The sequence below is a fragment of the Flaviaesturariibacter aridisoli genome (assembly GCF_004343705.1).
Taxonomy (GTDB): domain Bacteria; phylum Bacteroidota; class Bacteroidia; order Chitinophagales; family Chitinophagaceae; genus Flavisolibacter; species Flavisolibacter aridisoli.
Window position 1 is genome coordinate 52746 of record NZ_SKFH01000018.1, and the last position, 23117, is coordinate 75862.

The 23117-nt window shown below is 59.7% G+C and carries 19 protein-coding genes; 3 read left to right on the forward strand and 16 right to left on the reverse strand.

The window, feature by feature from the left end; all coding sequences use genetic code 11:
- Positions 1-8: 8 nt before the first annotated feature.
- From E0486_RS11805 to mraZ, 11 genes are all read right to left on the reverse strand, one after another.
- Positions 9-1217 carry a cell division protein FtsQ/DivIB gene (locus E0486_RS11805; RefSeq protein WP_131852387.1) on the reverse strand — a complete coding sequence of 403 codons (1209 nt, stop codon included), beginning with the start codon at positions 1215-1217 and terminating at the stop codon, positions 9-11.
- Positions 1217-2644, reverse strand: coding sequence for a UDP-N-acetylmuramate--L-alanine ligase (murC, locus tag E0486_RS11810; protein WP_243697433.1), 1428 nt, complete (start codon positions 2642-2644; stop codon positions 1217-1219). Before murC ends, E0486_RS11805 begins: the two co-directional genes overlap by 1 nt.
- Before the next feature lie 8 nt (positions 2645-2652).
- Positions 2653-3747 carry an undecaprenyldiphospho-muramoylpentapeptide beta-N-acetylglucosaminyltransferase gene (gene murG, locus E0486_RS11815; protein ID WP_131852388.1) on the reverse strand — a complete coding sequence of 365 codons (1095 nt, stop codon included), beginning with the start codon at positions 3745-3747 and terminating at the stop codon, positions 2653-2655.
- Entirely contained in the window at positions 3744-5087 is a 1344-nt protein-coding gene (locus E0486_RS11820) for an FtsW/RodA/SpoVE family cell cycle protein (protein WP_131852389.1), read from the reverse strand. The genes murG and E0486_RS11820 overlap by 4 nt, the downstream gene beginning before the upstream one ends.
- Entirely contained in the window at positions 5087-6424 is a 1338-nt protein-coding gene (murD, locus tag E0486_RS11825) for a UDP-N-acetylmuramoyl-L-alanine--D-glutamate ligase (RefSeq protein WP_131852390.1), read from the reverse strand. The genes E0486_RS11820 and murD overlap by 1 nt, the downstream gene beginning before the upstream one ends.
- A 200-nt stretch (positions 6425-6624) precedes the next feature.
- A complete protein-coding gene (gene mraY / locus E0486_RS11830) occupies positions 6625-7896 on the reverse strand; it encodes a phospho-N-acetylmuramoyl-pentapeptide-transferase (RefSeq protein WP_131852391.1) in 1272 nt (423 codons plus the stop codon).
- A gap of 121 nt (positions 7897-8017) precedes the next feature.
- On the reverse strand, positions 8018-9484 hold the full coding sequence (locus E0486_RS11835) for a UDP-N-acetylmuramoyl-L-alanyl-D-glutamate--2,6-diaminopimelate ligase (RefSeq protein WP_131852392.1): 1467 nt from the start codon (positions 9482-9484) through the stop codon (positions 8018-8020).
- Entirely contained in the window at positions 9484-11613 is a 2130-nt protein-coding gene (locus tag E0486_RS11840; RefSeq protein ID WP_131852393.1) for a penicillin-binding protein, read from the reverse strand. Before E0486_RS11840 ends, E0486_RS11835 begins: the two co-directional genes overlap by 1 nt.
- A 21-nt stretch (positions 11614-11634) precedes the next feature.
- Entirely contained in the window at positions 11635-11967 is a 333-nt protein-coding gene (locus E0486_RS11845) for an FtsL-like putative cell division protein (RefSeq protein ID WP_131852394.1), read from the reverse strand.
- 90 nt (positions 11968-12057) lie between these two features.
- Entirely contained in the window at positions 12058-13068 is a 1011-nt protein-coding gene (rsmH, locus tag E0486_RS11850; RefSeq protein WP_131852395.1) for a 16S rRNA (cytosine(1402)-N(4))-methyltransferase RsmH, read from the reverse strand.
- Positions 13061-13534 (reverse strand): division/cell wall cluster transcriptional repressor MraZ, encoded by a 474-nt coding sequence (mraZ, locus tag E0486_RS11855; protein ID WP_131852396.1) that lies wholly within the window; start codon positions 13532-13534, stop codon positions 13061-13063. The genes rsmH and mraZ overlap by 8 nt, the downstream gene beginning before the upstream one ends.
- A gap of 214 nt (positions 13535-13748) precedes the next feature.
- Between mraZ and E0486_RS11860 the strand changes: the two genes are divergently transcribed.
- Positions 13749-14951: an S-adenosylmethionine:tRNA ribosyltransferase-isomerase gene (locus E0486_RS11860; protein ID WP_131852397.1), complete on the forward strand. Its 1203-nt coding sequence runs from the start codon at positions 13749-13751 to the stop codon at positions 14949-14951.
- 85 nt (positions 14952-15036) lie between these two features.
- Here the strand turns inward: E0486_RS11860 and E0486_RS11865 are convergent, their stop codons facing one another.
- The gene (locus E0486_RS11865) at positions 15037-16386 is read right to left on the reverse strand and encodes a sensor histidine kinase (protein ID WP_131852398.1); all 1350 of its coding nucleotides are present in this window, start codon (positions 16384-16386) and stop codon (positions 15037-15039) included.
- Positions 16387-16510: 124 nt separating this feature from the next.
- Here E0486_RS11865 and E0486_RS11870 point away from each other — a divergent pair, with 124 nt between their 5' ends.
- The gene (locus tag E0486_RS11870; protein ID WP_131852399.1) at positions 16511-17062 is read left to right on the forward strand and encodes a YqgE/AlgH family protein; all 552 of its coding nucleotides are present in this window, start codon (positions 16511-16513) and stop codon (positions 17060-17062) included.
- A gap of 107 nt (positions 17063-17169) precedes the next feature.
- Here E0486_RS11870 and atpC read toward each other — a convergent pair whose 3' ends face one another.
- From atpC to E0486_RS11890, 4 genes are all read right to left on the reverse strand, one after another.
- The gene (gene atpC / locus E0486_RS11875) at positions 17170-17430 is read right to left on the reverse strand and encodes an ATP synthase F1 subunit epsilon (protein WP_131852400.1); all 261 of its coding nucleotides are present in this window, start codon (positions 17428-17430) and stop codon (positions 17170-17172) included.
- 94 nt (positions 17431-17524) lie between these two features.
- Complete coding sequence (gene atpD / locus E0486_RS11880; protein WP_131852401.1) at positions 17525-19024, reverse strand: F0F1 ATP synthase subunit beta; 1500 nt, start codon at positions 19022-19024, stop codon at positions 17525-17527.
- A gap of 182 nt (positions 19025-19206) precedes the next feature.
- A complete protein-coding gene (gene uvsE, locus E0486_RS11885) occupies positions 19207-20127 on the reverse strand; it encodes a UV DNA damage repair endonuclease UvsE (RefSeq protein ID WP_131852402.1) in 921 nt (306 codons plus the stop codon).
- Positions 20128-20366: 239 nt separating this feature from the next.
- Entirely contained in the window at positions 20367-20876 is a 510-nt protein-coding gene (locus E0486_RS11890; RefSeq protein ID WP_131852403.1) for a DUF4385 domain-containing protein, read from the reverse strand.
- Between the two features lie 119 nt (positions 20877-20995).
- On the opposite strand from E0486_RS11890, the gene E0486_RS11895 reads away from it, so the two are divergent.
- Positions 20996-22669, forward strand: coding sequence for a L,D-transpeptidase family protein (locus E0486_RS11895; RefSeq protein ID WP_131852404.1), 1674 nt, complete (start codon positions 20996-20998; stop codon positions 22667-22669).
- The last annotated feature ends 448 nt before the right edge of the window (positions 22670-23117 follow it).

Genomic DNA, 23117 nt, shown 5'->3' on the forward strand with positions numbered 1-23117 from the left:
GTAAGGGTTTAATATTCGTTGGCGGTTCGTCGCGGTGGCTTTGGCCTTGCCGGCATGACGGCCCTTGGTTGCGCCCGCTGCGCGGGCACGGTGCGGGCTGCCGGCTGGCGGCGCGCCGGTTGCGGCCGCTGCGCGTGGGGTGTTGCCGCCCGCGTCGTTGCCGGCCGGGTGGCGGTGGGGCGTGCCGTGGCGGGTGCCGGATGCGAAGCGGCTGCCCGTCGCGTCGTATCCGTGCTGTTGTGTACAGGTGCCGCTGCAGGCGCCGAAGGCTCCGGCTGCGTAGCGATGGAGTCGAGCGGCAGCTGCACCCGTGCCCGGGCGGTGTCGTCGGCGAGGCCCAGCTGCACGGCAGCGAGACTGTCTTCCTGCATCTGGCGCTGCGAGCGCTCCAGCAACTCCTGTATGTTGCGCTGCAGCTGCAGCGAATCCACTTCCGAAACGGCGCCGCGGTGCACGCCTACCACCTGTCCGGCGTATTGCACGTCTACCACGGCGTATTTATCGAAGCCCGTGCGGGCCAGCACCTTCTTGTAAAAAAGGATCAGGCGCGCCAGCTTGGCGTTGAGGTTTTGAGCGTCGCCGAGGCGGATGATGTGGTTGCCCACTACCGGGATCGCCTCGAAACTCCCCGAGGGCGTGATGTCCAGCTGTGCGATCTGCTCTTTCCAGAATTCGTCAGCACGAACCGTCACGGCGATGGCCTTGACGTCGGCGGCGCGGAGACTGTCCTGGTGATTGAAGCGGGCGCTGCCGGGATAGTTGGTCACCACCAGCACGCGGGCGCTTTCCTTTTCGAGCAGCGGCATCCGCTGGCCCGAAGAGTCGATATAATACGAGGTGCCGGCTGTCGTGAACACACGGGCCACGGGCTCGCGCTCCGTCACCTGCACGTGCAGCACATCGCGGCTGTCGATCCAGAGTTCGGCCTGGCGGATCCAGACGCCCTTTTCGAGTGCGTTTTCGAGGCGGGCCAGGTTCAGCGCGTCGATGGAGCGTCCCTTGATTGCTGTGCGCGCGGCGGTGGTCAGCTGCTGGAGGATGTCGCTCTTGTCGATAAAGAACTGCTCGCCGTCGCCTTTGATGCTGATCAGCACTTCGCGCACGGCATGGCCTTGCTCGGGCCGGTTGGCGGCCACCAACAGCACGACCATCCCCGTTCCGGTGGTCAGCCAGAAGAGGGCGGTGAGTACTTTTCGGAGGAGGCGCTTACGGTTCATCAGGCGTTCTTAAAAATTTGGTACAGTTGTGGCACGAGGGCATCGATATCACCCGCTCCGGCGGTGATGATGACTTCTCCGAACTCCTTATCCAGTTGGGGTGCTTGCGCGGTGGCCCATTCCAGCAGTTGGTCTTTGCTCAACAGTTTCTTGTCCTCTTTGTCTATCGCGTCCAGGATCAGCTGGCTGCTCACGCCTTCCATCGGGAGCTCGCGGGCGGGATAAACGGGCAGCAAAAGTATGCGATCCGCCCATTCCAGACTCTTTGCAAATCCGTGAAACAGGTCTTTTGTTCGACTAAAAAGGTGCGGCTGAAAAATGACTGTAATTCTACGGCCGGGGAAAAGGCTGCGGGCGCTCTTCAGCAGGGCGCTCAGCTCCTCCGGGTGGTGGGCATAGTCGTCGATCAGTACCGGTTGCACATAGCCGCCCGGCTCTTTCGGCTGCGGCGCGATGACATACTCAAAACGGCGGCGCACACCTTTGAAAGCGGCGATCGCGTTGCTGATGAGCTGCCCCTCGATGCCGAGCGAGTGTGCGGCGGCAATGGCGGCCACAGCATTTTCCACGTTGTGCATGCCGCCGATGTTGAGGCGCAGCTCGTACAGTGATGTATCGGGCAGGTTGACGTCGAAGGTATAGCCGCCGTTCTCGATGCGGATGTTGGCCGCATAAACGTCGGCGGCGTCGTTTTGCAGGCTGTAGGTCCAGTGGCGGTCGGCCTTGATCTCCTTGGCGCGCGTGAGGCCGAACTTGGAAATAAGGAGGCCGCCCGGCTTCAGCTTGTTGCCGAAGGTCACGAAGGCGTCTTCCATGGTCTTCGCATCGCCGTAGATGTCGAGATGGTCCGGATCCATGGAGGTGATGATGGCCACGTCGGGACTCAGTTTCCAGAAAGAGCGGTCGTATTCATCGGCCTCCACCACGGCTACGTCGTTGAAGGAGGTCCAGAAGTTCGTGTTGTAGTTGACGGAGATGCCGCCCAGGAAAGCATTGCCCCCAAAGCCGCTGTGACGCAGGATGTGCGCCGCCATCGTAGAAGTGGTGGTCTTGCCGTGTGTGCCGGCCACGCAGATGTTGAACGACTCCTCGGTGATGCCGCCCAGGATGTCGCTGCGCTTCAGCACCGGGAACCCATGCTGTTGATAGTACACCAATTCGGCGTGCTCTTTCGGTACCGCCGGAGTATACACGACGACCTGCGCGTCTTTGGGAATGAGCGCCACGTCTTCCGTATAGTGTACCTCAATCCCCTCGGTCACCAACTGGCGGGTGAGTTCCGTTTCGGTCTTATCGTAGCCGCTCACACGGGCGCCGCGACCCTTGAAGTAGCGGGCCAGTGCACTCATGCCGATGCCGCCGATACCGATAAAGTATACGGACTTCACATTCCGTATGGACGGCACGTGGGTGGGTTCGTTCATCATGGTGGTTCTTACGCGATCTGTTTTAAAATGGCTTGTCCAATCTTTTGGTCGGCATCGGTCACCCCGAGCGTTCCTATATGTCGTCTCAATAGTTCCTGTTGGTTGCCGTCGCCGGCCAGGGCCAGCAGCTCGGGCACGATCTTGTTCTTTGCCTCGCTGTCGGCGATCATCAGGGCCGCATTCTGCTCCACGAGGTGGCGGGCATTGGCGGTCTGGTGGTCTTCCGCGGCGTGCGGGTAAGGCACGAACAGTACCGGCTTGGCCACCACGCAGAGCTCGGCAACCGCCATGGCGCCGGCGCGGCTTACCACGATGTCGGCGGCGGCATAGGCCTGCTCCATGTGGGTAATGAAGTCGCCCACCCAGATGCCTGGCTTTCCGTCGGCAGCTTCGCGCCAGCGGGCGGCGTCGGTCTTGCCCGTCTGCCAGATCAGCTGGATCCCGGCGCTCACCAGCGCATCAAGGTGGGAAGCGAGGGCTTCGTTGATGGAGCGGGCACCAAGCGAACCGCCCACGGCCAGCACTGTTACCCGTCCTTCCTGCAGCCCGAAAAAGCGCAGCGCCTCGCTTTTCGGCAGGGCGGCAGTCTTCACGATGCCGGGGCGGATCGGGTTGCCTACCACTTCGAGCTTGTCGGCCGGGAAGAATCGCTCCATCCCTGTGGCCGCCACGAACACGCGCGTGGCCTTTTTACCCAGCAGCATGTTGCTTTTTCCTGCAAACGAGTTGCTCTCGTGCAGGAAGGTGGGGATGCCCTTCGCCTGTGCGTAGCGCAGTACCGGGAACGAGGAGTAACCGCCGACGCCGATGACCGCGTCGGGCGCAAAATCGCGCACGATGCTCCGCACCTGGAAGAAGCTTTTTACGAGCTTGAAGGGCAGCCAGATATTTTTAAGCAAAGAACTCCGGTTGAAGCCCGCGATGTCGAGCCCCTTAATGGGATAGCCCGCCTGCGGAACTTTTTCCATCTCCATTTTGCCGCGGGCGCCCACGAACAGTATTTCTACAGTAGGCTCCAGCTGCTTCAGGGCATTGGCGATGGCCAGGGCGGGAAAAATATGCCCACCGGTGCCGCCACCCGCAATGATGATCCGCTTGCTCATACCGTGATGCCCTCCTCTTCTTCGATTACGCCGGCTTCGGCATCGGCTTCCGCTTCTTCACGGGCTCTGGCGCGCTCTTCCTTGAGGCGCTCCTTGCCTTCGTGCTGCTCTACGTTGCGGGCCACGCTCAGGATGATGCCGATGGCCAGGCAGGTAAACAGGAAGCTCGATCCGCCCATCGACACGAGCGGCAGGGTGACCCCGGTAACGGGAAACAGGTTGACATTGACCGCCATGTTGGCCATGGCCTGCAGCACCAGCGTAAACGAAAGCCCCAGGGCCAGGAAGGCGCCGAAAGCATACGGACAACGCTTGTACAGGCGGATGCAGCGAAAGAGCAACGCGAGGTACACGAAGATGATGAACGCGCCGCCCACCAGTCCGTATTCCTCGATGATGATCGAATAGATAAAGTCGTTGTAAGCCTGCGGCAGGAAGTTGCGCGCCTGGCTGTTGCCCGGGCCGAGGCCTAAAGCACCGCCCGTGGCAATAGCGATCTTCGCCTGGTCGGTCTGGTAGGAATCATCGTTCGATACTTCCTTGGAACCATACATGAAGTTCTCCACGCGCGAGATCCAGGTGTCCACGCGGGCGGTGAGGCGGTTGCTCTTCGGCTTCGGCGCGGCCACGGTGGTCGCTTCCTCCTCGTCGCCACCGGTCTTGTGCTTCACAACGGCTGCGGAGATGAGGATCGCGACGGGGATGGCGGCAACACCTATCGTTAGCAGCAAGTGCTTCGACGACACGCGCCCGATGAACAGCAGCATCATGCAGGTTGCGCCGAGCAGCAGGGCCGTAGACAGGTTGGCCGGCGCAATGAGCGCGCAGGTGAGTGCTACCGGCCCGATAACGGGCAGGAAGCCTTTCTTGAAATCTTTAATGACGTTCTGACGGCGGCTCAGGATCCGAGCCAGGTACATGAACAGGGCCAGGCGCGCAAGGTCGGAGGTCTGCATCGTCATGTTGATGATCGGCAGGCGGATCCAGCGCGAGCCCTGGTTGATGGTGGCCCCGAAGAACAGCGTATAAATAAGGAGTGGTATCGACAGCAGGAACAGCACTTTCGCCACGCGCGAATACAGCGTATAATTCACACGGTGGGCGAAGTAGATCACGCAGAAACCGAGGGCGATGAACACGACCTGCTTGAACAGGTACACCTCGGTGTTGCCCTTGTAGTTCTTGTAAGCCAGCGAGCCGGTGGCGCTATACACCACCAGCAGCGACACGAGCACCAGCAGGCCCACGAGGGCCCAGATGACCTTGTCGCCCTTGGTCTTCCGGAGCACATTGGCGTTTTTCGCCAGCTCGGCAAACGATATGTCGGCAGTTTGCGGCATCAGAGGTTCTTAACGGCGTCCTTGAACTGGATGCCGCGGTCTTCGTAATTTTTAAAGAGGTCGAAAGAAGCGCAGGCGGGGCTCAGCAGCACGGCGTCGCCGGGGACGGACAGCTCATAGGCGGCGCGCACGGCGTCGGCGGCTGAAGCGGTATCGGTCAGCGGCACCTTACCGTTGAACGCTTCGTGGATCTTGGCGTTGTCGGTGCCCATGCACACGATGGCCTTTACCTTCTCGGTCACGAGCTCCTCGATGAGCGTATAGTCATTGCCCTTGTCGATGCCACCGAGGATGAGCACCGTCGGCTTCGTCATGCTCTCGAGGGCATACCAGGTGGAGTTGACATTGGTGGCCTTGGAATCGTTGATGAACTCCACGCCCCGCACGGTGGCCACGGGCTCCATGCGGTGCTCCAGGCTCTGGAAGGTCTGCACCGCCTCACGGATCTTGCTCTTGCGGATCTCCATCGTGGCGCCCGCTACGCATGCTGCCATAGTATTGAATTGGTTGTGCTTGCCCTTGAGGGCGAAATCGTACACGCTCATCTGCTGCTGCTCGGCACCGGGCACATTTACATTCAGCTCATTATCCTGGATGTAGGCACCGGGCTCCTCTTTACGCTTCATGCTCATGGGAAGTTTTTTTACGCTGTTGGAAATAAGGTTCATATACTGACCGATCACTTCGTCGTCTGCATTGTAGAGGAAGTAGTCGGCGTCGGTCTGGTTCATGGCGATCCGGAACTTGCTCCGGATGTAGTTCTCGAAGCGGTACTCATACCGGTCGAGGTGGTCTTCGGTGATGTTGAGCAGCAGGGCCACATCGGGACGGAACGTCGTGATGTCGTCCAGCTGGAAGCTCGAGATCTCGGCCACATAGAGCGGCTTGGGTTCTTCGGCCACCTGCTTGGCAAACGAGTAACCGATATTGCCCACGAGGGCGCAATCAAGACCGGCCGTTTTGCACATATGGTAGATGAGCGCCGTGGTGGTGCTCTTGCCGTTGGAGCCGGTGATGGCGATGATGCGGCTGTTGCCCTTGTAGCGATAGGCCAGCTCGATCTCCGAGATGACGGGGATGCCCGCGGCGCGGATCTTCTTCACCAGCGCATTCTTTTCGGGAATGCCCGGGCTCTTCACCACTTCGGCGGCGCTGAGAATAAGGGCGTCGTCCACGCTTTGCTCGGCGAAGGGAATCCCGGCCTCCTCCAGCTCCTTGCGGTACGGAGTTTTCAGCGCGCCCTCGTCGTACAGGAACACGTCGTAGCCGCGCTGGCGGGCCAGCAATGCCGCCCCTACCCCGCTTTCGCCGCCGCCCAGTATGACCAATCGCTTCATCCGTTAATTAGTTTATTAGTCTATTGGTTGATGGGTAACCGGTTCGCTACCACATCTTCCGTTTATGTTTGCTCTTCGCTCTTCGTCGCCATTCTTTCCTAAAATCCGACATCCGAGATCCGAGATCTGAAATCAAGGTTTGGTGTTTAACATCCGGTCCGTTCCGTTTGAAGGGTGGTTCTTCATCAGGGTTTTTATCGTTAACGAAGCTTGAGCGTGACCACCGAGAGCACCACCAGCAGAAGGGTGACGATCCAGAAGCGGGTTACGATCTTGGCTTCGTGGTAGCCTTTCTTTTGATAGTGATGGTGCAGCGGGCTCATCAGGAAGATCCGCCGTCCCTCACCGTATTTTTTCTTCGTGTATTTGAAATAAGCCACCTGCAGCACCACGCTCAGGTTTTCCACCAGGAACACGCCGCAGAAGATCGGGATCAGCAGCTCTTTGTGCACGATGATGGCCAGTGCGGCGATGAGGCCGCCGAGGGTGAGCGAGCCGGTATCGCCCATGAATACCTGCGCCGGGTAAGAGTTGTACCACAGGAAGCCCACACAGGCCCCGATCATGGCACCGATGAAGATCGACAGCTCGCCCAGGTTGGGAATGAACATGATGTTGAGGTAGTCGGCAAACAGCAGTGACCCCGACGCATAGGCGAAGATGCCCAGCGCCACCGACACGAGCGCCGAAGTACCCGTGGCGAGGCCATCGAGGCCGTCGGTGAGGTTGGCGCCGTTCGACACGGCCGTGATGATCAGGATCACGATGAGGATATACAGTACCCAGGCATAGCCACGCATGCTTTGCGGCAGCAGGCGCCCGTAGTTGAATTCGTGGTTCTTCACAAAGGGAATGGTGGTCACCACTTCCTTCGCATCCACATACACGCGGGTCTTGCCATTGATCTGCGTTACGTGCGCGCCGGCGGGCGGGTTGGCACCCTGGTATTCGCGCCAGGTCTTCACGCTTCCGTTGAACCAGAGCGTGGCGCCGACCGTGATACCGAGGGCTACCTGCCCGAAGATCTTGAACCAGCCGGCGAGGCCGTCCTTGTCGCTTTTCTTATAGGCACTGCCCAGGGCCTGCGCCTGGCGCTTGGCGCGCAGCTTCAGGTAGTCGTCGATAAAGCCGATCACACCCAGCCATAGGGTGCTGAAGATCATCAGGCGCACGTACACCTTCGTCAGGTTGGCCAGCAGCAGCGTGGGGATAAGGATCGCCAGGATGATGATGATGCCGCCCATCGTGGGGGTGCCCTTCTTCTGGGTCTCGCCCGCAAGGCCAAGCTCGCGCACGCTTTCACCGATCTGCTTCTTTTGCAGGAAGCGGATCAGCCGCTTGCCGAACACCGTAGTGATCACCAACGACAACAGCACGGCCAAAAGCACGCGCGTGGCGATACCCATAAAGGCACCGCTGCCCGGGATGTGGGTCACGTTCGACTCGAGCCATTGTATGAGGTGATAGAGCATCTTCGATGAGTAATGAGTGATGAGTAATGAGTAGTTACCCGCCGCCCTGTTTTGTTTTCGTTGTTGATCCGGTCTGTGAGCAAGTAAAGAGTGCTCCCACTCATTACTGGTTACTCATTATTTATTTATCCAATAGTTCAAACATTTCCTGCAGCACTTCCTTGTCGTCGAAGTGCTGCTTTACGCCTTTGACATCCTGGTATTTCTCATGTCCCTTCCCGGCAATCAGCAGGATGTCTTCCGGGCCAGCCATGCTGACGGCGGTCTTGATAGCCTGCTTGCGGTCGGGTATCGATACAAACTTGCGGCGGGCGGCGCTGCTCAGGCCTTCTTCCATATCGGCCAGGATCTGCAGCGGGTCTTCGCTCCGCGGGTTGTCGGAAGTGAAGATCACCTTGTCGCTGTGGGTGCAGGCCACTTCGCCCATGATGGGGCGCTTCGTTTTGTCGCGGTCGCCGCCGCAGCCTACCACGGTGATGATCTGCTCGTGTCCCTTGCGCAGCTTCTTGATGGTGCTGAGCACGTTTACCAGCGCATCGGGCGTGTGGGCATAATCCACAATGCCGAGCACGCGCCCTTTTGCCGACACGAGGTAGTCGAAGCGGCCCTCAGCGCCCGTGAGGTTGCTAAGCACCTGCAGCACTTCCTGCTTGTCTTCGCCCAGCGACACCGCCGCGCCGTAAACGGCCAGCAGGTTGTAAGCATTGAATTCGCCGATGAGGCGGAAGTGCACTTCCTGCTCGTTCACCGTCATCACCAGGCCCGTGAGCGCGTTTTCGAGGATCTTGCCCTTGAAGTCGGCCACGGTGCGCAGGCTGTAGGAAAGTTTGTTGGCCGCCGTGTTCTGCAGCATCACAGCGCCGCGCTTGTCGTCGGCGTTGGTGATGGCGAAGGCGTCGGCGGAAAGCCCGTCAAAGAAGGCTTTCTTCGCCTTGATGTATTCGTCGAAGGTCTTGTGGTAGTCGAGGTGGTCGTGGGTGATGTTGCTGAACAGTGCGCCGGCGAAGTGCAGGCCGGCGATGCGGCGCTGGTGCACCGCGTGCGAGCTTACCTCCATGAACACGTGTGTACAGCCACGGTCGGCCATCAGCCCCAGCAGGGCGTTGAGGCTCACCGCGTCGGGCGTAGTGTGCGTGGAGGGGATGACCTCTCCGTCGATCACGTTTTCCACCGTGCTCACGAGGCCGCAGGTGTAACCAAGACCGTTAAAGAGCTTGTAGAGCAGCGTGGCGATAGTGGTCTTGCCGTTGGTGCCGGTAACCCCTACGAGCTTCATGCGGCCCGAAGGCTGCCCGTAAAAGTTGTGCGCGATGATGCCGGCCGCTTCGGCGCTGTCTTCCACCTGCACGTAAGTCACACCCTCTTTCAGTTCCGACGGAAGCGTTTCGCACACGATCGCCGTAGCGCCGAGCCCGACCGCTTTCGGGATGAAGGCATGCCCGTCGGAGGCGGTGCCTTTCACGGCTACGAACAGCGCGCCCGCTTCCACTTTGCGCGAGTCGATCTGCACCGAGGATACCGGCGCATTGCTGTCGCCGTTCACTGCCCGGAGGCGCACTGTATATAATATGTCGGCGAGTACCTTCATTAGTTGAGCAGCAGGGTTACCGTTTGATTTTTGGCGACCTCGGTGCCCGGCGCGATGTCCTGTAGGAGCACCTTGCCACGGCCTTTGGCCACTACTTTCACATTCATATTCTCGAGCACATAGAGCGCGTCGCGTAAGGTCATGTTGCGCACGTCGGGGATGCGCTTTTTCACCACGGTGATGGGCTTGGCCACGGCGCCATTCCAGGAGGCGTCGAAGCGCGCCCAGTCGCCTACCCTGGCCGAGTCGCGCACGGCCCGGACACCTACCGAGCGGAACACCTGCTTCACGCCGGGGGCATAGCCGGCGTAGTTGTAGCGCAGGCTGTCGGCAGTTACCGGCACTGTGGTACCGCGCTTCTGCTGCAGCTTCGTGGCAAATAGCTTCAGCGCCACTTCCTTGAACACCGGGGCCGCCAGGGCGCCACCGAAGTGCTTCACGGCATGGGGTTGCGTTTTCACCACCACGATGCAGGTATACTCGGGCACGTCGGCGGGGAAGTACCCGACGAAAGAAGCCTGGTACACGCCATCCGAATAACTGAGCGAGCCGCCCGCCACGTGCGCGGTTCCGGTTTTGCCGGCCACAGGGAACGGCATATCCTTGAAAATTTCCTTGGCGGTTCCTTCGATGGCCACGGCCTCCATGCAGGAGCGGGCATCGCGCACCACCGAAGCCTTTACGATCTGCGGGTCGAGCACTTCGGGCTCCACGTCTTTTACCACGGCACCGCTCTGGCGGATGCTGCTCACGAGGTAAGGCCGCATCATTTTACCGTTGTTGGCGATGGCGTTGTACAGCATCAGCGTTTGCACCGGGCTTACTTCGATGGCGTAACCGAACGACATGGTGAGCATGGCGTGAAGGCCTTCTTTGTTGCGGCGCCACTTGGGGAGCAGCGGTGCTTCTTCACCCACGAGGCCGATACCCGGCTTGCGGTCAAGGCGGAAGCGGTGCAGGTAGCTCTTGAATTTGCCGGGGTCCTCGGCGAAGGCTTTGTAGGCCAGCTTGGCCATGCCCACGTTCGACGAATGCGCAAAGGCTTCACGAACGGTGAGCATCGGCTTCGGAGCGCGCTCGGCGTCGTTGATGACGCGCACGCCCACGTATTCGGAACCGGCGCTGCCCACTTCCACGAGGTCGTTCACGCGGCTGCTGCCCGATTCGAGCACGGAAAGCAGGGTGGCGAGCTTGATGGTGGAGCCGGGCTCGGTGGTATGCAGGGCGTAGTTGAGGTCTTCGTCGTAGCTCCCGTCTTTGCGGCGGCCCAGGTTGGCGATGGCTTTGATCTTACCGGTCTTCGTCTCCATCACGATGCAGGTGCCGTACTGGGAACCATTTTCGGAAAGGATCTTGAGCAGGGCATTCTCGGCTACGTCCTGGATGTTGACATCGAGGGTGGTGATGATATCCTTGCCGTTCTCGGGGTCGATCTCGTAGCCTTCCACCGGCACGTAAGCGCCGCCGGAGATAAAGCGTACGAGGCGCTTGCCCGACTCCCCGCCGAGCAGCGAGTCGTAGGTGCGCTCGAGGCCTACATTCTGGGCGTTGGCGCGCGACAGGCCAATGGTGCGGCGGGCGAGCAGCCCGAAAGGATTAAGGCGGCGCGTGTTCGTTTCCACGATCACGCCGCTCTTGTTGCGACCGAGGCGCACCAGCGGCAGTGTGCGGAAAGTCTTATACTGGTCGAAGGAAAGGTTCTTGTGCAGGGAGAAGTAGCGGTTGCCCTGGTTGTAAGCGGCTTTCAGCTCCTTCTTGTATTCGCTGACGGTTTTTTCGGGCGCGCCGGTGCTGTCGCGGAAAAAGTTCGAAAGCGCCATGGCAAAGGAGTCGAGGTTGGCGCGGAAGCGCTTGCCGTTCTTTTCGCGGAGGCCTTCGGCGCCGAAGTCGATGTACACGTCGAAGTAGGGGATCGAGGTGGAAAGCATCTGGCCGTCCTCGCTGTAAATGGTGCCGCGCTCGGCGTCGAGCGCCACGTATTTCTGGTGCAGGGAATCCGAAAGCGCGCGCCAGTGGGCACCCTCGAAACGCTGAATGTAAAAGGCACGGCCAAGCACCACGAGCCCCAGCAGCACGATGCCGATGTAGCTCAGGTAAACCCGCCATAATATGTCCTTTTTAATTTCCAACTGGTTTCCTTTGTTTGTTCGTTATCTGGCTGAGTCGCTCAGTACCATCGGCGGAGCGCTCATTTCTTTCAATCCTAACGGAGCGACGGCTTTCACCAGCTCGCTTTGCTTGCTCTGGAAAAGCACCTGTCCCTTGACGGTCTTGTACTCGTACTCCAGCTCCTTCAGTTCGCGCTGCGTCCGCGCAATGTCGCGGTTCAGCTTGTCGGCCATATGGCCATTGTAGATATACACCACGGCCAGGCCGGCGAGGAACAGGAAAAAAGGCATCTGCTTTACCACGTTCCCGTAGTTCAGCAGGCGCTTCCAGCGAAAGCGCAGCTCGATCTCCCTCTTGTTGCTTACCTGTTCCAAGTGTTTGTTAATTGGTCTATTGGTCTATTAGTGGATTGGTACTTTTTTACTTTACCCACTTTATTCGCTACGCATCATCCCGTTGCCCCATTATTTCTTCTCCGCTACTCTCAGCTTCGCGCTGCGCGATCTCGGGTTCCGCTTCTGCTCTTCGGCGCTCGCTTCGATCGGCTTCTTGTTTACCAGCTTCAGCGGGTTGTGCCGCACCGTCGACTCGAAGGGATGCTCTTCCTCGGCTTCGAAGGTCCCGTTGCGGAAAAACACCTTTACCAGCCGGTCTTCCAGCGAATGGAAGGTGATGACGGCTGCGCGGCCACCCGGCTTCAGCACATCGGGTATCTGCTCCAGCAGTTCCTTCAGCGCGCCCATCTCGTCGTTGACCTCGATGCGAAGTGCCTGGAACACCTGGGCGAAATACTTGTTCGGGTTGCCCTTTACGACCGTGCTCACCGCGTTGCGGAAAGCAAGGGTCGTGTCGAGCGCCGTCGTCTTCCGTATTTCCACGATCGTGCGGGCCAGCGTTTTGGCGTTGGTCACCTCTCCATATTGCTCCAGCAGCTTGTGCAGCGCGCTTTCGCTGTAGGTCTGCAGCACACTGGCGGCGGTCTTTTCCCCGCGTTGGTCCATGCGCATGTCGAGCGCGCCTTCGAAGCGGGTGGAGAAGCCGCGGCTGCCTTCGTCGAACTGGTGGGAGCTGACGCCGAGGTCGGCGAGCAAGCCATCCACTTGCGCCAGGCCATGCAGCTGCAGAAAGCGCTTCAGGTGGCGGAAGTTGTGGGGCACGAAGGTCACGCGGGCATCGTCGGGCACGTTGCGGACGGCGTCGGCATCCTGGTCGAACACCAGCAGGCGGCCGTTGGCGCCGAGGGCCTTCAGGACGTGGCTGCTGTGGCCGCCGCCCCCGAAGGTGCAGTCCACGTACACGCCGTCGGGCCTGATCGCAAGTGCTTCGAGCACTTCGTGCAGGAGTACCGGGATGTGGTAGTCGGCGTTGGGCACGGACCCATCGTCAGCCCTAAGGCGTGAAGCGTCAGCAGCGTGCTGCTGGTCCGCGGCTTTGGGCTCACGGTTCACGCCTGACGCTTCACGCTTCTTACCCATTGATCCCTCCCGTCTTCGGTGCCATCACCTGGGCGGCCAGAACGCTGAATTCATTGGCTGAATAGGTATCAAAGAACTTCTGGTATTCGGTCTTATCCCAAACCTCGATCTTGTTCACAGCCGCGGCGAGCACGATGTCTTTGCCGAGACCAGCGTATTCGGCCAGGTTCTTCGGCACCAGGATGCGTCCGGCGGTATCGGGCTCCACCTCGATGGCTCCGTTGAGGAAGGTGCGGCGGAAGGCGCGTACGGCCGGATCGAAGTCATTGAGCGTCGCGATCTGGTCGTAGAGCGGCTGCCAGCTCTGTACGGGGTACAGTGTCAGGCACTTCTCGAACCCCCTGTTTATGACAAATCGCGTAGCTTCGCCTTCCGGCAGCTGACGCTTAAAACCAGCAGGCAACAGGAACCGGCCCTTCGCATCGAGGGTCGCTTCATGTTCACCGAGAAAGCTGATAGTTGCCATTTATTGGGATAAGTTGACACAAAATAACACTTTTTACCACTTTTGCACAGCATGTGGCGGGGCGTTATTTTATCCACGCATCCCGTTAGCACCGGAAGCATTGATTTCACTCCGTTCCACGCCATTTTACCGCGCATAGGCCACCAGGTTAGGTGAATAGCCTGTGTATAACCGGTTTAAAAATGTGGATAACCCGCCAGTTGTAAACATACCCATGACCGACTTCCCGATCAGCGCCTTTGATTACCCCCTCCCCGACGACCGGATTGCGGCCTTTCCGCTTGCGGAACGGGACGCTTCCCGCCTCCTGGTGTGGGAAAGTGGTAAAATCTCCGACCGCCACTTCCATAACCTCGCCGAAGAACTTCCCGGCGGCGCCACCCTTGTCGTCAACGACACCCGCGTGATCGAAGCGCGGATCTTTTTCCAGAAAGCCAGCGGCGGCATCATCGAGCTGTTCCTGCTCGAGCCGCAGCAACCGGCCGAAATGACGGCGGCCCTCCAGAGCGAAGGGCCCGTGCAATGGCGCTGCCTCATCGGGGGCGCCTCTAAATGGAAAGCCGGCCAGGTGCTCACAAAGACGCTGACCGTTCAGGGCGCCGACTGTGTGCTCGAGGCCCGCTTCGTATCGAAGGAGCCCGACGAATTTATCGTGGACCTCCGGTGGGCGCCCCCCCTCCCCTTTGCCGAGGTGCTCCATGCCGCCGGCGCCATCCCGCTCCCTCCCTATATCCGCCGCGCCGCCGAGGGCGCCGACGCAGAACGCTACCAGACCATTTTCGCGCGGCAGCAGGGCTCCGTGGCCGCACCCACCGCGGCACTCCACTTTACGCCCCGTGTGCTGGAAGCCCTTGAAGCCAAAAGCATTCGCCGCACCCCGGTTACGCTCAACGTGGGCGCCGGCACCTTCAAGCCGGTGAAAAGCGATACCATCGGCGGCCACCCGATGCACGGCGAATATTTCTCGGTAATGGCGTCATCGCTCCGGGAACTGGTCGATGCAACGCGCCTCGTAGCCGTGGGCACCACCAGCCTGCGCACCCTGGAAAGCCTTTATTGGCTCGGCGTGAAAACCGCGGCTGCCGGCATGCTGCAAACGGAGCTCGGGCAGTGGGAAGCTTATGAGTTGGAAACTCCATTCTCCTACCGCGACAGCCTGACCGTACTTCTACGGGAACTGGAGAAGAACGGCTGGAACGAATTGCACGGACGCACCTCCCTCCTCATCCGCCCCGGCTACCGCTTCCAGTCGGCCGAAGCGCTGCTTACCAACTTTCACCAGCCGAAGTCGACGCTGGTCTGCCTCGTAGCGGCTTTTATCGGGGAAGACTGGCGCAGGGTGTATACGCACGCGCTGGAGCAAGGCTACCGCTTCCTGAGCTATGGCGACAGCAGCCTGCTGTGGCGAAAATCGTGAGTCGTGAGCACCGCAGCCTGATAAAGAGAATGTCCCGTACGTAGTGCGGGACATTCTTTTGTTGCTGCGCTTTGCGGCTCAAGGCTCACGCATCCTTGTCTTCCTTGAACAGCGGAAAATCCATGGTAAACGCAGAGCCTTTGCCCAGTGTACTTTCGGCTTTGATATGCCCCTGGTGGGCTTCCACCACGCTCTTCACGTAGGAAAGGCCGAGACCGAAGCCCTTTACATTGTGGATGTTGCCGGTATGGGCACGGTAGAACTTTTCGAAGATGCGCTTCAGCGTCTCGCGGTTCATTCCGATACCATTGTCTTCGATACGGATAAAGAAGCGGCGCTCGTCGGCGCTGGTGGTCAGCTGGATGCGTGGCGGCACGTTTTCCTTGGAGTATTTCACCGCATTGTCCATGAGGTTGTTTACCAGGTTGGAGAAGTGCACTTCGTCGGCGTAGATGACGGGGTTGTCGGCGTCGAGGCTGAGGCCCAGGGAGCCGCCTTTTTCCTGCAGGCGCAGCATGAAGTTATCGGCCACGTCCTGGATGATCTGGTGGGCATCGAGTTCTTTGCGGTTCAGCTGGATCTCCTGCCGCTCCAGCAGGGCGGCCTTGAGGATCGTTTCCACCTGGCGGTTCATGCGCTGGTTCTCTTCCTTGATGATCTCGCTGAAATAGGAAAGCTTCTTCACATCGGCCTGCACTTTTTCATTGCGCAAGGCGTCCACGGCCAGGGAGATGGTCGCGATGGGCGTCTTGAACTCGTGTGTCATGTTGTTGATGAAGTCGTTCTTGATCTGCGCGAGCTTCTTCTGGCGCAGCATCGTGTAGAGCGTAAAGCCGAAAGCAGCGAATACGATCACGACAAACAGGATGGCCAGGGCGAATTTCCAGCGCAACTGTATATCTACAATATTCTCCACCCGCGGGATCACCACGATCAGCATTTCGTCGGGGGCGAGGTTCTCCACCGCCGAGCCGCCGGGAGGGGTGATAGGGCGCACGTATTGAAAATGGTTGGCCGAGTCGGCGTTCCAGGCTTCAAACTGGTTCGAACGGCGGCCGAGATAGTAGCCGTTCATATTGGTAACGATTCCGAACTCGAAGGGCACTTTGTTGAGCTTCTGCACGTCGAACTGTTGGCGGATCTTTTCGTAGATCTCCTGTGCGGTAAACCGTTGCGAGATGGAATAGTTATGCGGCAGGTCGAGCATATTGTCGAGGCCGGGGAAGGGCCGGCTTCGCCCGATCCCTGAAGCTGCCGACGCCCCCTTGTAGGCACCCAGCTCATCGGCCACGCGGTCGATGGCATCGCGCACCTGGTGGCGCACCTGCTCTTCCTGTACTTTCTGCACGTTGTCGAGCCATGCATACAGTATATAAAACAGGCTCAGCAAAGAGAGCGTGATCAATACCAATATGATGGGGAAAGCTTTTTTCACGGCGGGAAAGTAAGATTTAGCAGCGGTTCACAAAAATAGGGCGGAGTGCTCCCTAAACGTGGCATCAATTTGTTGGCCCCTACCCTTTAACAAACTTTGTGGTCTAACCCGTACATTTATTTTTATGGTATCCCCTGCAACCGGCGTCTTACTCATCGCGGATCCTTTTCTCAAAGACCCCAACTTCATGCGCACGGTAGTGCTGCTGACGGAGCACCGCGACGATGGATCGATCGGCTTCGTCATCAACCGGCAGTATGAGAACACGCTCGACGAGCTGCTGCCCGAGATCGAGGGGCACAAGCTGCCGGTGTATTACGGCGGCCCGGTACAGATGAACACCGTTCACTTCCTGCACCGCTATCCTGAGCGTATTCCCGGCGGTGTGGAAGTATTCAAGGGCGTATACTGGGGCGGCGACTTCGACTCCGTGGTGGCGCTCATTAACAGCGGAGCCGCCGACCCGACGATGATCCGCTTTTTCATCGGCTATTCGGGCTGGAGCAATGGGCAACTGCAGGGCGAGCTCGAAGAGAAGACCTGGCTCACCGTCGACGCCACGCGCCGCCTCGTATTTCACGAGCAGGCCGAAGAGATCTGGAAGGATGCGCTCAAGCACCTCGGCGGCGACTACGAGATGATGGTGAATTTCCCCATCGATCCGCAGCTGAATTAGTTAATTGGTAACCGGACTTACCAACTTTTTGCCTAAATGAAAGAGGCAGCCATTGGCTGCCTCTTTCAATATTGCGCATCGCGAGCGCACGGCTCACGGCTGACGATTTACGCTTCGTTGCTCGTGGCACCCTCTACGAGGACGGTCACCTTGTTGTTGAGCACCTCTACAAAGCCGCCCTGGATATCGAAGGTGGCTGTATGGTTCTGCTTGTCGCGCAGCACCTTCACGCGGCCGGCCTTGAGGGCGCTTACGAGCGGGGCGTGCTTGTCGAGCACTTCAAAGGAACCGCTGATGCCCGGCATCTGCACGCCGTACACCTCACCGGAGAAAAGCTTACGCTCGGGGGTCAGTATCTCTAATGTCATAAAAATCGGTTTGTGGTTTGTCGTTTGTTGTTTGTCGTTTTTTTCGCCGCCGTCAGGCAACTCCAAACCACAAACTCCAAACTATAAACTGTTCTTATCCCTGCGCTTGCGCCAGGAGCTTCTTGCCTTTCTCGATGGCGTCGTCGATGGAGCCTACGAGGTTGAAGGCCGCTTCCGGGTAGTCGTCTACCTCACCGTCCATGATCATGTTGAAGCCGCGGATCGTTTCCTCGATGGGAACAAGCACGCCTTTCAGACCGGTGAACGCTTCGGCCACGTGGAAGGGCTGCGACAGGAAGCGCTGCACCTTACGGGCACGGCTTACGGTCAGCTTGTCTTCATCGGACAGTTCGTCCAGGCCGAGGATGGCGATGATATCCTGCAGCTCCTTGTAGCGCTGGAGGATCAGCTTTACGCGGTTGGCAGTGTCGTAGTGGAGGTTGCCTACAACCGACGGCATCAGGATACGCGAGGTCGAGTCCAGGGGATCCACCGCGGGGTAGATACCAAGGTCAGCAATCTTACGCGACAGTACCGTGGTAGCGTCGAGGTGGGCGAAGGTGGTTGCGGGAGCCGGGTCGGTAAGGTCATCCGCAGGTACGTAAACAGCCTGTACCGAGGTGATCGAACCGTTCTTGGTAGAAGTAATGCGCTCCTGCATCAGACCCATCTCCGTGGCCAGCGTGGGCTGGTAACCTACGGCCGAAGGCATACGGCCGAGAAGGGCGGACACTTCGGAACCGGCCTGGGTAAAGCGGAAGATGTTGTCCACAAAGAACAGGATGTCGCGGCCTTTACCGGAGCCGTCGCCGTCGCGGAAGTATTCGGCGATCGTAAGACCCGACAGGGCTACGCGGGCACGGGCACCCGGGGGTTCGTTCATCTGGCCGAACACGAAGGTGGCTTTGGAGTCGGCCAGCTCTTCGGAGTTCACCTTGCTGAGATCCCAGCCGCCTTCTTCCATCGAATGCTTGAAGGCGTCACCGTATTTCATAATACCGGCTTCGATCATTTCGCGCATGAGGTCGTTCCCTTCACGGGTACGCTCACCCACGCCGGCGAATACCGACAGACCGGAGTAGGCTTTGGCGATGTTGTTGATCAGCTCCTGGATCAGAACCGTCTTACCCACACCGGCTCCGCCGAACAGACCGATCTTACCACCCTTCGCATAGGGCTCGATGAGGTCGATCACCTTGATACCCGTGTAGAGTACTTCGGTAGCGGTCGACAGGTTTTCGAAGGCCGGGGGCTTGGCGTGGATGGCGCGGCCGTTCACTTTCGAAACGGGGGGCAGGCCGTCGATGGGGTCTCCTGTTACGTTGAACAGGCGGCCTTTGATGGACTCGGAAGCCGGCATCATGATCGGAGCGCCGGTGTCTACCACGGTGAGACCGCGGGTCAGACCCTCGGTACCGTCCATGGCGATGGTGCGCACGCTGTCCTCACCGAGGTGCGTCTGCACTTCGAGCACCAGCTTGTCGCCGTTTTCTTTCTGTATCTCTAATGCGTTGTAAATCTCAGGAAGGCTGCCTTCGAACTGAACGTCCACGACGGCGCCGATGATCTGTTTTACCTTACCGACTTTTGCCATAAAAAGCGTTTAAAAGAGGCTGTTTTATTGGGTGATGGAGCGTACAGCAAGCAGCACACCCCGTTTTCAGGCTGCAAAAGTAGGGAAAAGCCCCCTGTCCCCCAAAGGGGGCACTTAGATCGGGCATATTTTTTCTGATCGCAGCACTTCCAAAGCGGCAACTTATTTATAAAGAGCCCTTTCTATTCCCCTTCCCCCCGGGAAGGGGTTAAGGGATGGGCTGGTCCAAATTGGGTTAAGTAGCGCTCCAGGGCCTTTTCCTTCATTTTCGCTTCCAGCACGATGTCCACGTCCTTCCCGTAGGTGTTGATCGGCTCGTACACGTAATCGGCGTGGGCTTCGGCCTTGGCGGTCGGCTCCTCGTGGTCGCGGCGGGAGCTCGAATAGTGAAACACGGGCCGCAGGTCCCAGGTGTCGTAGGCGAGCGAGAAGGCCTCCGCCTCGCTCATCCCGCCGTTGTGCAGGCGGTGGTGAAAGTAGTCGAACACGATGGGGATGCCGGTGCTTTCGTGGAGCCCCAGCAGGTCGGCCACGGTATACAGGCCGGGCTTGTCGTCGTTCTCCACCGTCAGCCGTTGCCGCAGGGGCAGCGACAGGCGGCCGAAGTTGTCGGCGAAGCGCTTCAGGGTGTCGGCTTTGTCGCCATAGGCGCCGCCCACGTGGATATTGATCTTGTTCCAGTGCGTCGGTGGCAGCCCCATCAGGTCGAAGAGGCGCGCATGGATCTCCAGGTCGCGGATGGTGTTTTCGAGCGTCGGCCCGCTGCCGGCCATCTTATTAAAGGGGCCGGGATGGGTGCTCATGCGGATGGGCAGCCGGCCGCAGGCCTGGAGCACATCGCGGATCGCCCCGAAATCGGGCATCTCCTCGAGCGGGTATTCGGAGGCCCAGGGAAACAGCTCGGAGGTGATCCGGAACACGCGGATGCCCTGCTCCACGTTCCACTGCAGGATGCGGTAGAGGGCCTGCACGTTCTGCAGGGCCAGTTGCGAGGCATAGGCCACCCCCTTCTGCTGGAAGGTGCGGCGGATCATGCCCCGGTTCGTGGTGATGCCTTCTTCGGCCAGCTGGACGTTGATGCAGGCGTATCCGAGATTGAGCATGCGGTGTACGTTCGAAAATCAGGCCATTCGGCAACGTGAGGCGTGAGGCGTCAGCCGTGAGCGAGCGAAAGAACGCAGATTTTTATGATTGGTTAGGATGGACGCGGATGACGCTACCACTGGCTCTACGCCAATTACGATTATTGAGTACGATTTAGCGGTACCTTACGTAACCCAAATCCCTCACGCCTCACGCCTCACGCCTCACGCCTCACGCCTCACGCCTCACGCCTCACGCCTCACGCCTCACGCCTCACGGCCTCCTTATGTTCCGTTACTGCCTGCTGGTACACCGGATCCGCGGCCGCCTCCTGCCAGGCCTTATAAAAGATGGCCGCGCTTTCGGCCTTCACCGGGTCGGGGTCGCGGGGAAGCTCGGGGCGGCCATGGGCGCCGCTCTGGCCTTTTTTACCGGCGGGCACGGCGCCCTTGTATTTCTGCCCCGACGCATGATTGGCATAGCGCCGGCTGCGGGTATAGCCCATCTGGAGAAACTTGCGCGCCATATCCATCCCCACGAAGTCGCCGGCGTCGCGGTAGGCGGCAAACAGCTCGAGGAGCTTCGCGGCCGAGGCCCGCGCCACTTCGGGCGTGCGGAAGCGCCAGTGGGGCAGCAGCTCGCCTTTATAAGGCTGCACGAGCAACACGCCCTGCTCGCCTTTCCCCATCCGGTACAACTCCGGGTGCTTCCGGAAATCGGTGTTGTTAAAATCGAGGTTATAGTCAAATCCTTTTGCCGCTTTCGCCATGTGTTTACGTCCTACAAATACGATTCCGGCAACCTTCGGAAAGCCAGGCGAAACAATTCACGGCTGACGGCTGACGGCTCACGTTGTCAGCGGCACAGCTTTTGTAAAATGCACTACGTATGAAAAAGCTCCTCCTCTACCTCGCTTTCGGCAGCACCCTGCTGGCGGCCTGCAACGCCCAGACCGGCAGCACCGGCGGCGACGACAGCACCGGCACCGAAGCCAGCGCCCGCACCGATAAAAAGATCAGCAAGCGCGACGGCAGCATCAGCCGCGCCAATGCCTACAACGACCTCTTTCTCGACAGCAACGCCCTCGCCGGCTACATCAGCGCCAACAAAGTGCCCGACTCGATCGCACGCCGCCTCACCAGCTTCTACAACGCGCGCAACTACCAGTATGCCTGGTTCGCCTCCAACGGACTCACCGAGCAGGCCCGCGGCTTCTGGAACCTCCTCGACTACACCATCAACCACGTAAAAGATTCCTCGCTGCGCGACAAGGCGCTGCAAAAGCGCATGGACGCACTGACCAGCGAAGAGTCGCTCCGTTTCGCCGCCGGCGACAAGGGCACGCTGCAGACCGAGCTGCAGATGACGCAGGCCTTCCTCAAATACATGCTCGGCTACTACGCCGACGGGCAGGTAAAGCGCAAGGAAATGGAGCGCTTCATCCCGCGCAAGAAGGAAGACGCCGTGTACCTCGCCGACTCCCTCCTTACCAAGAAACACAAGGACAATAAATATTACGAAGACGTGAACGAGGCCTATGCCGGGCTCAAGCGCGAAGCCGGCCGCTACCTCGACATCGTGCGCAAAGGCGGCTGGGCCCCCATCAGCGGACCGGTGAAAGGCCTGAAGCCGGGCGCTTCGTCGGCCACCGTGCTGCAACTGAAGCAGCGTCTCGCCCTCACCGGCGATATACCCGCAGGCGATACCAGCGCCGTGTTCAACGACACCCTCACGCAGGGCATCCGCAACTTCCAGCAGCGAATGGGCTATACGCCCACCGGCACCCTCACGGAGGGGCAGCTGAAAGACCTCAACGTGCCGGCCCGCACCCGCTTGGAGCAGATCCTGATGAACATGGAGCGGATGCGCTGGATGCCCGTAGCCCCGAGCGGCAACCTGATCGTGGTTAACATCCCCGAGTTTGTACTCCACGTATATGAAGGCAAGCAGAAAGCCTTCGACATGAACATCGTGGTGGGCAAGGAAGGCCACAGCACGATGATGTTCAACGGCGACCTGAACCAGGTGGTGTTCAGCCCCTACTGGAATGTGCCGCCCTCGATCGTGCGCAACGAGATCCTGCCCAAGCTGGCAGCCAACCCCGGCTACCTCGACGCCCAGAACATGGAGCAGGTAGGCACCGAAGGCGGCCTGCCCAAGATCCGCCAGCGCCCCGGCCCCGACAACTCGCTCGGCCGCGTGAAGTTCCTGTTTCCCAACAGCTTCAACATCTACTTCCACGATACCAATGCGAAAAGCCTCTTCTCCAAAGACAAGCGCGCCTACAGCCACGGCTGCATTCGTCTCTCCGAGCCCGAGAAGATGGCCCAGTACCTGCTGCGCAACGACCCGCAGTGGGACCCCGCCTCGATCGAGTCGGCCATGAACGCCGGCACCGAGCGCACCGTACGCCTCAAAAACCCGGTGCCCGTGGTGATCACCTACTACACTGCCTGGGTAGACGACGCCGGCCGCCTCAACTTCCGCGACGACATCTACGGCCACGACCGCGACCTGGCCGGTAAAATGTTTACCGGCGCCCAGCAAACGGCCAAAAGATAATGGGGTGATGGGATAATGGGATAATATGAATTATCATCTGGGAAAATGAAAATGCCGCTCCGGGGAGCGGCATTTTCATTTGGGAAGGAGCCCACCGGTAGCATGCCGGAGGCATGCGCGCTTCCCAGCCCGGGGATACCATCCCGGGAAACGGGGCGCCGGATGGCGCGGTAGCATGCCGGAGGCATGCGCGCTTCCCAGCCCGGGATATCATCCCGGGAAACGGGACGCCGGATGGCGTTGATGCATGCCGGAGGCATGCGCGCTTCCCAGCCCGGGATACCATCCCGGGAAAACGGGACGCCGGATGGCGCGGTAGCATGCCGGAGGCATGCGCGCTTCCCCGCCCGGGATACCATCCCGGGAAAACGGGACGCCGGATGGCGTTGGTGCATGCCTCCGGCATGCCGTGCCCGGCCGATCACCCCATCCCCCCATTATCCCATTC